This is a genomic window from Mycolicibacterium obuense, assembly GCF_055397605.1.
Genome location: NZ_AP043663.1, coordinates 1,352,491 through 1,366,364, shown reverse-complemented (window position 1 = coordinate 1,366,364; position 13,874 = coordinate 1,352,491). Strand labels below are relative to the sequence as shown.

Annotated in this window: 15 protein-coding genes; 8 read left to right on the top strand and 7 right to left on the bottom strand. The window is 68.8% G+C overall.

Features of this window, described 5'->3' with window-relative positions; all coding sequences use genetic code 11:
• Positions 1-5 precede the first annotated feature (5 nt).
• Both ACZ50N_RS06620 and ACZ50N_RS06615 read left to right on the top strand, forming a co-directional pair.
• The gene (locus ACZ50N_RS06620; RefSeq protein WP_237165500.1) at positions 6-323 is read left to right on the top strand and encodes a type VII secretion target; all 318 of its coding nucleotides are present in this window, start codon (positions 6-8) and stop codon (positions 321-323) included.
• The gene (locus tag ACZ50N_RS06615) at positions 320-1,420 is read left to right on the top strand and encodes a C40 family peptidase (RefSeq protein ID WP_464474951.1); all 1,101 of its coding nucleotides are present in this window, start codon (positions 320-322) and stop codon (positions 1,418-1,420) included. The genes ACZ50N_RS06620 and ACZ50N_RS06615 overlap by 4 nt, the downstream gene beginning before the upstream one ends.
• A 5-nt stretch (positions 1,421-1,425) precedes the next feature.
• Here ACZ50N_RS06615 and ACZ50N_RS06610 read toward each other — a convergent pair whose 3' ends face one another.
• Positions 1,426-2,301, bottom strand: coding sequence for an LLM class F420-dependent oxidoreductase (locus ACZ50N_RS06610; RefSeq protein WP_464474950.1), 876 nt, complete (start codon positions 2,299-2,301; stop codon positions 1,426-1,428).
• A 130-nt stretch (positions 2,302-2,431) separates the two neighbouring features.
• Between ACZ50N_RS06610 and satS the strand changes: the two genes are divergently transcribed.
• A complete protein-coding gene (satS, locus tag ACZ50N_RS06605; RefSeq protein WP_046366030.1) occupies positions 2,432-3,682 on the top strand; it encodes a protein export chaperone SatS in 1,251 nt (416 codons plus the stop codon).
• Here the strand turns inward: satS and ACZ50N_RS06600 are convergent.
• The 4 genes from ACZ50N_RS06600 to ACZ50N_RS06585 form a co-directional block, all read right to left on the bottom strand.
• The gene (locus ACZ50N_RS06600; protein ID WP_464474949.1) at positions 3,662-4,465 is read right to left on the bottom strand and encodes an alpha/beta fold hydrolase; all 804 of its coding nucleotides are present in this window, start codon (positions 4,463-4,465) and stop codon (positions 3,662-3,664) included. The genes satS and ACZ50N_RS06600 overlap by 21 nt on opposite strands.
• 95 nt (positions 4,466-4,560) lie before the next feature.
• Positions 4,561-5,649, bottom strand: a complete 1,089-nt coding sequence (locus ACZ50N_RS06595) for an adenosine deaminase (RefSeq protein ID WP_046366032.1) — start codon at positions 5,647-5,649, stop codon at positions 4,561-4,563.
• Positions 5,650-5,659: 10 nt separating this feature from the next.
• The gene (locus ACZ50N_RS06590; RefSeq protein ID WP_046366033.1) at positions 5,660-6,943 is read right to left on the bottom strand and encodes a thymidine phosphorylase; all 1,284 of its coding nucleotides are present in this window, start codon (positions 6,941-6,943) and stop codon (positions 5,660-5,662) included.
• Positions 6,940-7,356 carry a cytidine deaminase gene (locus ACZ50N_RS06585; protein WP_046366034.1) on the bottom strand — a complete coding sequence of 139 codons (417 nt, stop codon included), beginning with the start codon at positions 7,354-7,356 and terminating at the stop codon, positions 6,940-6,942. The genes ACZ50N_RS06590 and ACZ50N_RS06585 overlap by 4 nt, the downstream gene beginning before the upstream one ends.
• Positions 7,357-7,575: 219 nt before the next feature.
• Between ACZ50N_RS06585 and sdhC the strand changes: the two genes are divergently transcribed.
• From sdhC to ACZ50N_RS06565, 4 genes are read left to right on the top strand one after another with little or no spacing between them, the layout of a single operon-like run.
• Positions 7,576-8,001, top strand: coding sequence for a succinate dehydrogenase, cytochrome b556 subunit (gene sdhC, locus ACZ50N_RS06580; RefSeq protein ID WP_073684233.1), 426 nt, complete (start codon positions 7,576-7,578; stop codon positions 7,999-8,001).
• Positions 8,001-8,474 carry a succinate dehydrogenase hydrophobic membrane anchor subunit gene (locus ACZ50N_RS06575; RefSeq protein ID WP_046366036.1) on the top strand — a complete coding sequence of 158 codons (474 nt, stop codon included), beginning with the start codon at positions 8,001-8,003 and terminating at the stop codon, positions 8,472-8,474. Before sdhC ends, ACZ50N_RS06575 begins: the two co-directional genes overlap by 1 nt.
• A gap of 13 nt (positions 8,475-8,487) precedes the next feature.
• On the top strand, positions 8,488-10,242 hold the full coding sequence (sdhA, locus tag ACZ50N_RS06570; RefSeq protein WP_046366037.1) for a succinate dehydrogenase flavoprotein subunit: 1,755 nt from the start codon (positions 8,488-8,490) through the stop codon (positions 10,240-10,242).
• A gap of 1 nt (position 10,243) precedes the next feature.
• A complete protein-coding gene (locus ACZ50N_RS06565; protein WP_046366038.1) occupies positions 10,244-11,014 on the top strand; it encodes a succinate dehydrogenase iron-sulfur subunit in 771 nt (256 codons plus the stop codon).
• Positions 11,015-11,305: 291 nt separating this feature from the next.
• On the opposite strand, the gene ACZ50N_RS06560 is transcribed toward ACZ50N_RS06565, so the two are convergent.
• Positions 11,306-12,403, bottom strand: coding sequence for an AI-2E family transporter (locus tag ACZ50N_RS06560; RefSeq protein ID WP_133413503.1), 1,098 nt, complete (start codon positions 12,401-12,403; stop codon positions 11,306-11,308).
• Positions 12,404-12,431: 28 nt separating this feature from the next.
• Positions 12,432-13,298: an alpha/beta fold hydrolase gene (locus ACZ50N_RS06555; RefSeq protein WP_133413504.1), complete on the bottom strand. Its 867-nt coding sequence runs from the start codon at positions 13,296-13,298 to the stop codon at positions 12,432-12,434.
• A gap of 86 nt (positions 13,299-13,384) precedes the next feature.
• Here ACZ50N_RS06555 and ACZ50N_RS06550 point away from each other — a divergent pair, with 86 nt between their 5' ends.
• Positions 13,385-13,873, top strand: a complete 489-nt coding sequence (locus tag ACZ50N_RS06550) for a CGNR zinc finger domain-containing protein (RefSeq protein WP_464474948.1) — start codon at positions 13,385-13,387, stop codon at positions 13,871-13,873.
• The last annotated feature ends 1 nt before the right edge of the window (position 13,874 follow it).

Genomic DNA, 13,874 nt, shown 5'->3' with positions numbered 1-13,874 from the left:
TGTCTGTGTTCGCCCGTCTGTCCGTCGACGCCCTGTCTGTCGACACCCAAGCCGTCCGCGCCTATGGCCGTACCTCCGACGCGCACGCCGCCCTGCTGCGGGGCGCTGCCGCGCACCTCGCCGGCGCAGCCAGCGGCGCCACCGACTACGGGCCGGTCGGCACGCGTTTCCTCGCCGCCCTGCACCGGGCAGCCGAGGAGGACGCGGGCGCGCTCACCGCTCTCGGCGCTGCGCTCGCGGGTGCCCACGCCGCCGCCGGTGCGGCCGCGCAGTCCTACGACGCGGCAGACGCCGATGCTGCGCGCCGGATACCACTCGGATGACCAGCGGGCTGGTCAGCGCCCTCACGGCGCCGCTGCGACGGGTGCAGGCGCTCGTGGGGCCGGGCTGGTCGGGAGAACCGGCCGGCGACCCGGCGGCGGTGTTGAGCGGGGTCCGCGACACCCTGACCGATGTGGCCGACGCCGCGTCGCAGGCGTGGCGTGAGGCCGACGCGGACTGGTCGGGTTCGGGTGCGGACGCCGCGGCGGAGTTCGCGGCGACGACGACCGCGGCGATCGACGGCGCCGCGGAGCGGGCCGGGCGGCTGGGCTCGGTCGCGCGCGACGCCGCCGGGGCCGTGGCGGGTGCCCACCGCCGACTCGCCGACATCGTCGAGGAGTTCGAGGCGAAGGCGGCCGCGCTCGAGCCGCGGCTCGACGAACCCGGGGTGGCCAAGCAGTTGCTCACCGAGGCGCGGGACGCGTTGGGCCGGGCGATCGCCGTGGTCGAGGACCTTCTCGCCGAGCTCGACCGGCACGCCACTGCGGTCGAGACCAGGCCGCCGCCCGCGGCCACCCATACGGCGGGCTGGCCCGGCGCCGGCTCGGGCGGACTGTCCGGAAGCGGGTCCGGCGGTTCCGGCGGGGGCTTTCCGGGCGGCTTCTCGGGTGGGGAGCGCTCCGGGGGCGGCCCCAGCGCTGCGCCGGCGGCTTTCACCGCGGCCGAGACGCCGATGGACACCCCCGAGGCGGCGAGTTTCGGCGAGGGGGTGGCGATACGCCTGCCCGACGGCACGGTGGTGATGGCGCCCAACGCGGTGGCCGCCAGCGCCGTCCGCCATGCGCTGACCCAGCTCGGCGTCCCATATCAGTGGGGCGGCACCACGCCGGGGCAGGGCCTGGACTGCAGCGGTCTGACCCAATGGGCGTATCACCAAGCGGGGCTGGATCTTCCGCGACTGGCTCAGGAGCAAGACATCGGCCGCGCAGTCGCACCGGGTTCCCTGATGCCCGGAGATCTCGCGGTCTGGGACGGTCATGTCGCGATGATCGTCGGAGACGGCACCATGATCGAGGCCGGCGACCCCGTGAAGCTCTCCCCGATCAGGACGGCGAACGCCGGTCAGGGCTTTCAGGGGTTCTGGCGGCCGACGGCATAGGCGGCTTACCGCAACGCACCCACGTACCGGCGAGCCAGATCGTCGACCCAGCTCTCGGCGACGATCGGGTCGTCGGGCGGGGCCGCCACCACGACGAGCTCGTCGATACCGATGTCGGCCAACGCGACCAGATCCTCCGGCCTCGACTCTCTCAAGGAAACGGACAATTTCACGTCACCGAAGTCTCGGCCCACGCGGCGGCACATCCGCCGCAGCACGGACACCCGCTCGGCCACCTCTTCGACGTCGGCGAGATCGAACCCGTACCAGCCGTCTCCCCACTCGGCCACACGGTGCAAAGCACTGTCGGAGTTCCCACCACAGATCACCGGAATCGTGCGCCGGTACGGCTTCGGGTTGACGCGCACGCCCTCGAAGGACACGAACTCACCGGTGAAAGTCGCCACGTCGTCCCGCCACAACGTGCGCATCGCTGCGACATATTCTTCGGTGCGCTGGCCGCGGCGCTCGAACGGCACCCCCAGCGCCTCGAACTCATCCCTCGACCACCCCACGCCGACGCCGAGAGAGAGCCGTCGACCACCGGACAGGCGGTCGAGCGACGCCGCAGTCTTCGCCGCGATGACCGGGTTGTGCTCCGGCAGCAGCAACACGCCTGTCGCCAACCCGATCCGGTTGGTCGCGGCCGCGGCGAAGCTCAGTGCGATGAAGGGGTCGAGCCAGTCGGCGTCCGGCGGGATCGCGATCCGGCCGTCGGCACGGTAGGGGTATCGCGATGACGGCTCGTCGACCATGACGACGTGCTCGCCGATCCACAAGGTGGCGAAACCGGATCGTTCGGCGGCGGCAGCGACGGCGTCGATCACAGGCCGGGACGCTCCCGCGCCGATGCCCAGACCGTGCAATCCGAGGCTGACCACCTGGCCATCGTGGCAGCGCCGCCCACTGCTCCCAGCCTCGATCCGGTTGCGATCCGCTAACGACCCGCAGCGGGCGGCCGACCCGTGGACCACAGGTAGCGCCGAAGGGCGTGTCGTTAGGCTGTGCCGCATGGCTGCAGACATCGTGCCGATCGGGCTGAGCTTGACCAAGGGCGACGTGTACACGTTGTGGGCACCGCGGTGGCGCGCCGACGGGGACGAGTGGGAGGCGTTCCTCGGCAAGGACGAGGACCTCTACGTGCTCGATTCCGTGGCTGACCTGGCGGCGTTCGTGCGGACCAACGCCGACAACGACCTGAACGACCACCCGGCGTGGGAGAAGCTGACCACCGCGAACGCACACACGCTGGTTCCCGACGAGGAGCACTCCTACGACCTCGCCGGGTTCGAGGAGATCCTGTCGAACAAGCCGACCGAAGACAGCGTGCGCACCCTGCACCGCGCGCTGTCGCTCGTGTCGTCGATCGGGTCGGTGTGCGAACTGCCCGCGGTGACGAAGTTCTTCAACGGCAACCCGATCCTGGGCACCGTCGGCGGCGGCGCCGAGGCGTACGCGGGCCGGGCCGGGCGCAAGCGCTGGGCCGAGATCGAGAAGATCATCAACCGGGGCTGGGATGCGGTCATCGAGTCGATCGACGAGATCATCACCAAGCCCGAGGTCGACGGCGCGGCGGTCGAGAAAGCACAGGCGGAACTCGACGGGCCGGCACCTGAGCCCGAAGAGGACGACGTCGTCATCGACGACATCGTCGACACCGAAGAGGAAGCCGACGAGCTCGCCGCCGCGGCCGAGGACAAGGTGCTGGGCAGCGACGAGGACTTCTGGGCGCGGGTCGGCATCGATCCGGTCCGGATCATGACGAGCGGCGGCACCTTCTTCACGCTGCGCTGCTACCTCGACGATCGGCCGATCTTCCTGGGCCGCAACGGCCGCATCAGCGTGTTCGGATCGGAGCGGGCGCTGGCTCGCTACCTCGCCGACGAACACGACCACGACCTGTCCGACCTGGCGACCTACGACGACATCCGCACCGCGGCCACCGACGGCTCGCTGCGCGTCGAGGTGACCGACGACAACATCTACGTGCTGTCGGGGATCGTCGACGACCTCGCCGAGGGGCCGGACGCGCTCGACCACGATCAGCTCGAGCTCGTCGTCGAGCTGCTGCGCGACATCGCCGACTACGCCGAGGACACCAGCGTCGCGGCCAAGCTCGACAAGGACACCGCGCTGGGCCGCCTGATCGCCTATTCGCTGGAGCCGGGTTCGGTGTCGCGACCGAACGCGCCGTACGCCGAGGCGGTCACGCAATGGGAGTCGCTGGAGCGCTTCGTGGAGTCACGTCTGCGTTCGGAGTGACGTCCGCAGCACCTCCGCGAACGCCGCCGGATCGGTGAGGAAGCCGGCGTGCCCGCCGGGGAAGGTGTGTGCGCCGACGCCGAGCGCATCGGCGAGCGCCGAGGACGTCGCGGAGGTCAGCAACGGCGCCGAGTCGGCGCCGATCCCGACGACGATCCGCCCCGGCGCCGCGCTCAGGGCCGCGATGTCGGGCCGGTATCCGGCGGTTGCCCGCAGGTCGTGGTCGAAGAACCGGGCCGCGTGGCGCCGCTCCTCGTCGCTCGGCGGCGGGGCATCGCCGGCGCCCTCGGGCGGCTCGAACCCTGCGTTGACCATGAAGGCGCGCCACGCGGCGTGGACGCCGTCGGCGTGGAAGGTGTCGATGATTCGTTCGGTGCCGGCGCGGTGGGTCTCGGCATCACCGAGCATTTCGATCAGCGGCGGCTCGTGGGCGATGAGCGTCCTCACGCGCTGCGGCCACCGCGTCATCAGTGCCAAGCCCGTGACGGCCCCGCCGCTGGAGCCGAAGACGTCGGCGGTGTCCGCTCCCCTGCCGTCGAGGATCGCGATGACGTCTCGAGCGCGCAGGTCAACGGTCGACGGCTGATCCGCGTCGTCGATCGTGCTGTTGCCGTACCCGCGCGGGTCGAGGGTGACGACGGTGTGGTCGTCGGCCATGGCGTCGGCGAGCTGCTGGAACTCGCCGGCGCCCATCGGGTGTCCGACCAGGACCAGCAGCGGTCCGCTGCCGCGGACTTCGTAGTGCAGGACGGCGCCGGGAACGGAGAGCTGGTGGGTGGTCATGGTGGATTCGACTGCTGCGGCGCCGTGAACTCATCGCCTGGGCGCGATTTCGGCGTGTCAGTCGTCGGTGAGCGACGGCGAACACGCCGAAATCGCTAGCCGATCAGGACGGCGTAGCGCGGCTTGATCACCTCGTCGATGATCGAGAGCCGCTCGTCGAACGCGATGAACGCCGACTTCATCGCGTTGATCGTGAACCGTTCGAGATCGCTCCATCCGTAGCCGAACGCCTCGACCAGACGGAGCATCTCCTGGCTCATCGACGTGTCGCTCATGAGCCTGTTGTCGGTGTTCACCGTCACCCGGAATCGCAGCCGGGCGAGCCGGTCGAACGGATGCTCGGCGATGCTGCCGACCGCGCCGGTCTGCACGTTCGAGCTCGGGCACATCTCGAAGGGCACCCGCTTGTCACGCAGCAGGCTCGCCAGCCGACCGAGCCGCGGCGTGCCATCCGGGTCGACGGTGATGTCGTCGACGATCCGGACGCCGTGGCCGAGCCGGTCGGCCCCGCAGAACGCGATGGCTTCGTGGATCGACGGCAACCCGAACGCCTCACCGGCGTGGATCGTGAAGCGCGCGTTGTTGCTTCGCATGTACTCGAACGCGTCGAGGTGACGGGTGGGCGGGTATCCGGCCTCGGCGCCGGCGATGTCGAACCCGACGACGCCGCGATCGCGGAACCGGATCGCCAGCGCCGCGATCTCCCGCGAGCGGGCGGCATGCCGCATCGCGGTCACCAGGCAGCGCACCACGATCGGACGGCCCTGTGCCGCGGCCGCCTTCTCCCCGTCGGCGAAGCCCGCCAGCACTGCCTCCACGACCGCGTCGAGCGACAGCCCGCCGTCGATGTGCAATTCGGGAGCGAACCGGATCTCGGCGTAGACGACGTTGTCGTCCGCGAGGTCCTCCACGCATTCGAAGGCCACCCGGTGCAGCGCCTCGGGGGTCTGCATGACGCCGACCGTGTGGGCGAACGGCTCGAGGTAACGCACCAGCGAGCCGCTGTGCGCGGCGGTGCGGAAGAACGTCGCCAGCGCCTCGGAATCGTGTTCGGGCAGCTGGTCATAGCCCGTCTCCTCGGCGAGTTCGAGGACCGTCTGCGGACGCAGCCCGCCGTCGAGGTGATCGTGCAGCAGCGCCTTGGGCGCCTGCCGGATGTTCTCCAGCGTCAACGGTGTCGTCATCTGAGTCTCCTCACGTGATCCGGTCGATGATCAGCGGACGCGCGGGCGGCGCCTCGTCTCCCACCCGCCAGGCGCCGTCGAGTTCCGACAGCGCCGGGCCGAACCGCTCGGGAGTATCGCTGTAGAGCGTGAACAGAGTCTCCCCCGCGGTGACGGGTTCGCCAGGCCGGCGGTGGATACGCATCCCCGCGCCGAACTGCACACGCTCACCCGGGGCCGAGCGGCCCGCCCCGAGCCGCCACACCGCCAGTCCCACGGCCATCGCGTCGATGTCCCCCATCGTGCCACCGCGCGGGGCCACCACGGTCTCGCTGTGGGCACCGATCGGCAACGGAGCCGCAAGGTCACCGCCCTGCGCGGCGATCAGCGCGCGAAACCGGTCCATCGCCGTGCCGTCCTGCAATGTCTGCGCCGGATCGACGGCGTCCAAACCCGACGCGTCGCACATCTCGCGCGCCAGCGCGACCGTCAGCTCGACCACGTCCTCGGGTCCACCCCCGGCGAGGACGTCCAGCGACTCGGCCACCTCGACCGCATTGCCGACCGTGCGCCCCAGCGGTACCTCCATGTCGGTCAGCAGCGCGCGGGTGGCCACCCCGTGTTCTCGTCCCAGCGCGACCATCGTGGTCGCCAGCTCGCGCGACTCCGCCTCCGTCGCCAGGAACGCTCCGGAACCGACCTTCGTGTCGAGCACCAGCGCGGCAGCACCTTCGGCGATCTTCTTGCTCATCACCGAACTCGCGATCAGCGGAAGCGACTCCGTGGTGCCGGTGACATCGCGCAGCGCGTAGATCTTGCGGTCCGCGGGGGCCAGCTCCCCGGCGGCGAAGATCGCCGCGCCGAGATCCCGAAGTTGTTGGTGGATTTGCGGTTTGGTGATCTCGGCGGTGAATCCGGCGATGGACTCGAGCTTGTCCAGGGTGCCGCCGGTGTGCCCGAGCCCCCGTCCCGCCGCCTGCGGAACGGCACCGCCACAGGCCATCACCATCGGGACAAGGGGGATGGTGATCTTGTCGCCGACCCCGCCGGTGGAGTGCTTGTCGACGGTCGGGCGGCCGACATCGGAGAAGTCGAAGCGCTCCCCCGAGGCCACCATCGCCGCCGTCCAGCGCGCGATCTCGTGCCCGGACATGCCCTTGAGGAAGATCGCCATCAGCAGCGCCGCCATCTGCCCGTCGGTCACGCGGTCGTGGGTGTAGGCGTCGATCACCCAGTCGATGGCGGCGTCGGACAGCGCATTGCCGTCTCGCTTGGTCCGGATGACGGTGGGCGCATCGAATGTGTTCTGGGTCACGGCGTTTCCCCGGCCGGGGTGCGGGCCAGGTCGTCCGGCCCGAACGCGTCCGGCAGCAGCTCGCACAGCGGGCGCGGGCCCGCCGGATGGTCGACGAGCATGCCCGGGCCGCCGTGCTCGAGCAGCACCTGGCGGCAGCGCCCACACGGCATCAAGGTCGCACCGTCGGGACCGACACAGGCCAGTGCGAGCAGACGGCCACCGCCGCTGGAAACCAGGGCGCAGACCACTGCGCACTCCGCGCAGAGACCCAGGCCATATGAGACATTTTCCACATTGCAGCCGGTCACTATTCGGTAATCGTCGACCAGGGCGGCCGCCCCGACAGGAAACCGCGAATAAGGTGCATAGGCGTACGCAGAGACATCTATTGCCTTGCGCCGCAACAACTCCCAGTCGATTTCGGCGCTCACGTCCGGCGCGTCCAGCCGATTCTGAATCAATTCCGAACCCCCTGCTCCATGACCGGCGGTATCAGATAGGCGACCCTAATAACCGCCCTTTTCGGTGGGCATACGGCCACAGGCTAGTTCGTTCGACAGTACAAAGGAGATTAGAGTCGCTGCGAGGTTCGGAGAGCCAGCCGACGGGCACATCCTCCGAGCATCCACCGATGGCGTTGGAGGGGTCAGATGAGTACGGCAACATCATCGGACGGCATTGCGGCACCACGCTCGCAGCCGTCACGCCGACGAACCCTGTATCGCGGCGATCCCGCGATGTGGTCGTGGGTCCTGCACCGAATCTCCGGTGCCTCGATCTTCTTCTTCTTGTTCGTCCACGTGACCGACACCGCGCTGGTGCGGGTCAGCCCGCAGGCCTACAACGAGATCATCGAGACCTACAAAACACCCATCATCGGTCTGATGGAGCTCGGCCTCGTCGCCGCCGTGCTCTACCACGCGCTCAACGGTATCCGCGTGATCCTGATCGACTTCTGGTCCGAGGGACCGCGCCACCAGCGCAAGATGCTCTGGGTCGTCGCCGGCGTGTTCCTCACCGTGCTGATCGCCTCGGTGGGCGTCATCGGCATGCACATGGCGGAGAGGTTCCTGTGATGGCGGAGAACCCGTACGACCACATCAGCGATCGCGGCGGCAGTGCGCCGGTCATGCAGCGCAGCCACGACCGGCCGGCCAGCCTCGACAACCCCCGGGCGCCGCGGCGCGCGGGCGGCATGCCGAACTTCGAGAAATACGCCTGGCTGTTCATGCGCTTCTCCGGGCTGGTGCTCGTCTTCCTGGCGCTCGGCCACCTGTTCATCATGTTGATGTGGGACGGCGGCGTGTACCGCATCGACTTCAACTACGTCGCGCAGCGCTGGTCCTCGCCGTTCTGGCAGACGTGGGACCTGCTGCTGCTCTGGCTCGCCCAGCTGCACGGCGGCAACGGCATGCGCACGATCATCGCCGACTACAGCCGCAAGGATTCGACCAAGTTCTGGCTGAACACGCTGTTGGCGCTGTCGATGGTGTTCGTGCTGGTGCTCGGCACCTACGTACTGCTGACGTTCGACGCATCCATCTCTTGATCGGGAGCTCACGATGATTCAAGAACACCGCTACGACGTCGTCATCGTCGGTGCCGGCGGCGCAGGCATGCGGGCCGCCGTCGAGGCCGGCCCACGGGTGCGCACGGCCGTGCTGACCAAGCTGTACCCGACGCGTTCGCACACCGGCGCGGCCCAGGGCGGCATGTGCGCCGCGCTGGCCAACGTCGAAGAGGACAACTGGGAGTGGCACACCTTCGACACCGTCAAGGGCGGCGACTACCTCGCCGACCAGGACGCCGTCGAGATCATGGCCAAAGAGGCCATCGACGCGGTGCTCGACCTCGAGAAGATGGGGATGCCGTTCAACCGCACCCCCGAGGGTCGCATCGACCAGCGCCGCTTCGGCGGGCACACCCGCGACCACGGCAAGGCCCCCGTGCGCCGGGCCTGCTACGCCGCCGACCGTACCGGCCACATGATCCTGCAGACGCTCTACCAAAACTGCGTCAAGCACGACGTGGAGTTCTTCAACGAGTTCTACGCCCTCGACATCACCATGACCGAGACCTCATCGGGTCCGGTCGCCACCGGTGTCGTCGCCTACGAGCTCGCCACCGGTGACATCCACGTCTTCCACGCCAAGGCGATCGTGTTCGCCACCGGCGGGTCGGGCCGGATGTACAAGACCACATCCAACGCGCACACGCTCACCGGCGACGGGCTGGGCATCGTCTTCCGCAAGGGACTTCCCCTGGAGGACATGGAGTTCCATCAGTTCCACCCGACGGGCCTGGCCGGCCTGGGCATCCTGATCTCCGAGGCCGTGCGCGGCGAGGGCGGTCGGTTGCTCAACGGCGAAGGCGAACGATTCATGGAGCGCTACGCGCCCACGATCGTCGACCTCGCGCCGCGCGACATCGTGGCGCGCTCAATGGTTCTCGAGGTGCTCGAAGGCCGCGGCGCGGGACCGAACAAGGACTACGTCTACATCGACGTGCGCCACCTCGGCGAGGACGTGCTCGAGGCCAAGCTGCCCGACATCACCGAGTTCGCGCGCACCTACCTCGGTGTCGACCCGGTCAAGGAACTGGTGCCCGTCTACCCGACCTGCCACTACGTCATGGGCGGCATCCCGACCACCGTCAACGGGCAGGTGCTCTCGGACAACACCACCGTGGTGCCGGGCCTGTACGCCGCCGGCGAATGCGCGTGTGTGTCCGTGCACGGGGCCAACCGGCTGGGCACCAACTCGCTGTTGGACATCAACGTCTTCGGCCGCCGCGCCGGTATCGCCGCGGCGAATTACGCACTGGGACACGACTTCGTCGACCTGCCCGAGAAGCCCGCCGACATGGTGGTCGGCTGGGTCGGCGACATCCTGTCCGAGCACGGCAACGAGCGCGTCGCCGACATCCGCGGTGCGCTGCAGCAGTCGATGGACAACAACGCCGCGGTGTTCCGCACCGAGGAGACGCTCAAGCAGGCGCTCACCGACATCCACGCGCTCAAGGAGCGCTACGCCCGAATCACCGTGCAGGACAAAGGCAAGCGCTACAACAGCGATCTGCTCGAGGCCATCGAGCTGGGGTTCCTGCTGGAGCTCGCCGAAGTCACCGTGGTCGGCGCGCTCAACCGCAAGGAGTCCCGCGGCGGACACGCCCGCGAGGACTACCCCAACCGCGACGACACCAACTACATGCGTCACACCATGGCCTACAAAGACGGCAAGGACCTGCTGAGCGACATTCGGCTCGACTACAAGCCGGTGGTGCAGACGCGGTACGAGCCGATGGAACGGAAGTACTGACATGAGCGCGCCTGTTCTGGACAAGCAAGACACTCCGCCGGTGCCCGAGGGCGCGGTGATGGTGACGCTGAAGATCGCGCGGTTCAACCCGGAGTCGCCCGACGACGCGGGGTGGCAGAGCTTCCGGGTGCCGTGCCTGCCGAGCGACCGGCTGCTCAACCTGCTGCACTACGTCAAGTGGTACCTCGACGGCACGCTGACGTTCCGCCGGTCCTGCGCGCACGGGGTGTGCGGCTCGGACGCCATGCGCATCAACGGCGTGAATCGCCTGGCGTGCAAGGTGTTGATGCGCGACATGCTGCCGAAGAACCCGAACAAGCAGTTGACCATCACGATCGAGCCGATCCGCGGACTGCCCGTGGAGAAGGACCTCGTCGTCGACATGGAGCCGTTCTTCGACGCCTACCGGGCCATCAAGCCGTACCTGATCACCTCGGGCAACCAGCCCACCCGCGAACGCATCCAGAGCCAGACCGACCGCGCCCGGTACGACGACACCACCAAGTGCATCCTGTGCGCCTGCTGCACCACCAGCTGCCCGGTGTACTGGAGCGAGGGCTCGTACTTCGGCCCGGCGGCGATCGTCAACGCGCACCGCTTCATCTTCGACAGCCGTGACGAGGGCGCCGCCGAGCGGCTCGACATCCTCAACGACGTCGACGGCGTGTGGCGCTGCCGCACGACGTTCAACTGCACCGAGGCCTGCCCGCGCGGCATCGAGGTGACCAAGGCGATCCAAGAGGTCAAGCGCGCGTTGATGTTCGCTCGCTGACGAAGGCGGGCGAGGTACGAGCCCGACGAGGAAGCGGGCCATCTAGCCTCGCTCGCTGACGAAGGCGGGCGAGGTACGAGCCCGACGAGGAAGCGGGCCATCTAGCCTCGCTCGCTGACGAAGGCGGGCGAGGTACGAGCCCGACGAGGAAGCGGGCCATCTAGCCTCGCTCGCTGACGAAGGCGGGCGAGGTACGAGCCCGACGAGGAAGCGGGCCATCTAGCTTCGCTCGCTGACGAAGGCGGGCGAGGTACGAGCCCGACGAGGAAGCGGGCCATTTAGCTCCGCTCGCTAGACCGTCGTATCGTCGGCCTCCGCTGTTTCCTCGTCGTCTACCCGACCCGCCACCTGCTCGTCGTAGTACCGCAGGATCACGGCCACGGTCGCGGCCACCGGCACCGCCAGGAACGCACCGATCACCCCGAACAGCGACGCGCCCAGCGTCACCGCCAGCAGCACGATCACCGCGTGCAGCTTCATCGACTTCGCCTGCAGCCACGGCTGCAGCACGTTGCCTTCGAGCTGCTGCACGGCGACGATGATGCCGAGCACGATCAGTGCGTTCACCGGCCCGTTGGCGACCAGCGCGATCAGCACCGCCAATCCGCCCGCGACGAACGCGCCGACGATCGGGACGAAGCCACCGATGAACGTCAGGATCGCCAGCGCGTAGGCCAGCGGGACGCCGAGGACGACCAGCCCGATGCCGATCAGCACCGCATCGACGAGGCTGACGATCGCCTGGGTCCTGATGAACCCGCCGAGGGTGGCCCACACGCGCTGCAGGACCTCGGCGAGGTGCGGGGCCGCGGGCCTGCCCGCGACGTGCCGCAGCCACGGCAGGAAGCGCGGCCCGTCCTTGAGGAAGAAGAACGCGACGACGATCGCGGTGAACAGGGTGACCAGCGCCGACGTCGCGGCACCGACACCGGTGAACAATCCGGACGCGATCTTGGCGCTGCTGGAGTTCAGCGTGTCGTTGATCGCCTCGACACCTGAATTCAATTGTGCGTCACTGATGTTGAGCGGCGGGCCGCCCAGCCAGTCGCGCACTTCGACGACCCCGGCAGTGGCCTGCTCGGCCAGCTCGCCCGCTTGGTTGATGATCGCCGGCGTGACCGCGGCGAGGACACCGGCGAGCACGGCGATCGCCGCCACCAACACGAGCAGCGCCGCCGCGGCCGGCGGAAGCCCCCTGCCGCGCAACCAGCGCACCGGCGGCCACAGCACCGTGCACACGATCAGGGCCAACACCACCGGCAGCAGGATCACCCAGGTCTCGCCGATCACCCACGACAGAATCCACACGGCCGCGGCGACCGCGACGAGACGAAGCGATGCGCTCGCCAATGATTGGAGATGCCGGTTGTACGTCTGGCCACGGTCCACCCGCCCTTTCTACCCATCGGGACGGAATTCACCGCCATCGGCGAGCCAGGAAGTCGCGGATCAGCCCCGTCACCGCCTCCCGGTCGCTCTCGAGCAGGAAGTGGCCGCCGTCGCGCAGGTGGATCTCGGCGTCGACAGCGTCCTCGGCGAAGGCCCGGGCACCGTCCGGCCCGAAGAACGGGTCCTTGTCACCCCACACCGCCAGCACCGGCACCCCACTGGTGCGCAGGTACTCGTGCAGCGCGGGATACAGGCGCGGGTTGCTCGCGTAGTCCTTGAACAGCGCCAGTTGGATCGCGTCGTTGCCGGGGCGCGACAACAGCGCGAAGTCGTGGTGCCAGGTGTCCGGGCTGACGACGCTCGGATCGGGCACGCCCGCCACGTATTGGTTCCGCGTCGCCTCGAACGACAGGAACTGACGCAGTGCGGCGGCCGTCTCCGGCGTCTGTTCGCGCTGGTAGTCCCAGACCGCCGTCCAGCCCTCGGGGACGAAGCCGGCGTCGTAGCCGTTGCCGTTCTGGGTGATGATCGCGGTGACGGCCTGGGGGTCGCGCAATGCCAGCCGCCAGCCCACCGGGGCGCCGTAGTCCTGCACGTACATCGCGTACGTGGTCACGCCGAGCTGGTCGAGCAGGCCGGCGGTCAGGTCGGCCAGCGCGTCGAAGGTGTAGTCGAACTCCTCGACCGGCGGCGCGTCGGAGTAGCCGAAGCCCAGGTAGTCCGGCGCGATCACGTGGTAGCGGTCGGCGAGTTCGCCGATCAGGTCGCGGAACATGAACGAGCTGGTGGGGAAGCCGTGCAGGAGCACGATCACCGGGGAGCCGGGCGCGCCCGCCTCGCGGTAGAAGATCTGGCGACCGGAGACGGTGGCGTACCGGTGATGGACGACGCTCATGATGTAACTCCCTAAATTGACTTTAACGGTTAGCCCCAGTGAACCGTCCACCGTGTAACCTGTCAATAGCATTTAGGAGGTTAGTCATGGAACTGCCGGTCGCCGGGCCCGCCGACGAGACACTGCTGCTCGATCTGCTCAACACCACCCCGGTCCTCGACGGCGTGCCCACCGATCTCCTCGCAGACCCCGGATGGCTGCGCGAGCACCACATCGACGAGTCCGACCTCGCCCGGCTCACGGCCGCCCGCGACGCACTGCAGGCGGTGGTCCGCGGCGAGCGGTCCCCGTCGACGCTTCAACCGTTCCTCGACGGCGTGGCCCTCACACCGACCACCACCGAAGACGGCATCGACTGGCAGTTCTCGGCCCTCGACGCAGCCGCCCGAGCCGTCCTCGCCTGGGACACCCTGCGGATCAGCAGACCGGGACGCCTGCGGCCCTGCGCCAACGACGAGTGCCACCTGTTCCTGCTGGATCGCAGCAAGCCCAACACCGCGCGGTGGTGCTCGATGGCGATCTGCGGCAACCGGATGAAAGCCCGCAGGCACTATCGGCGCACCCACTCCGACTGAG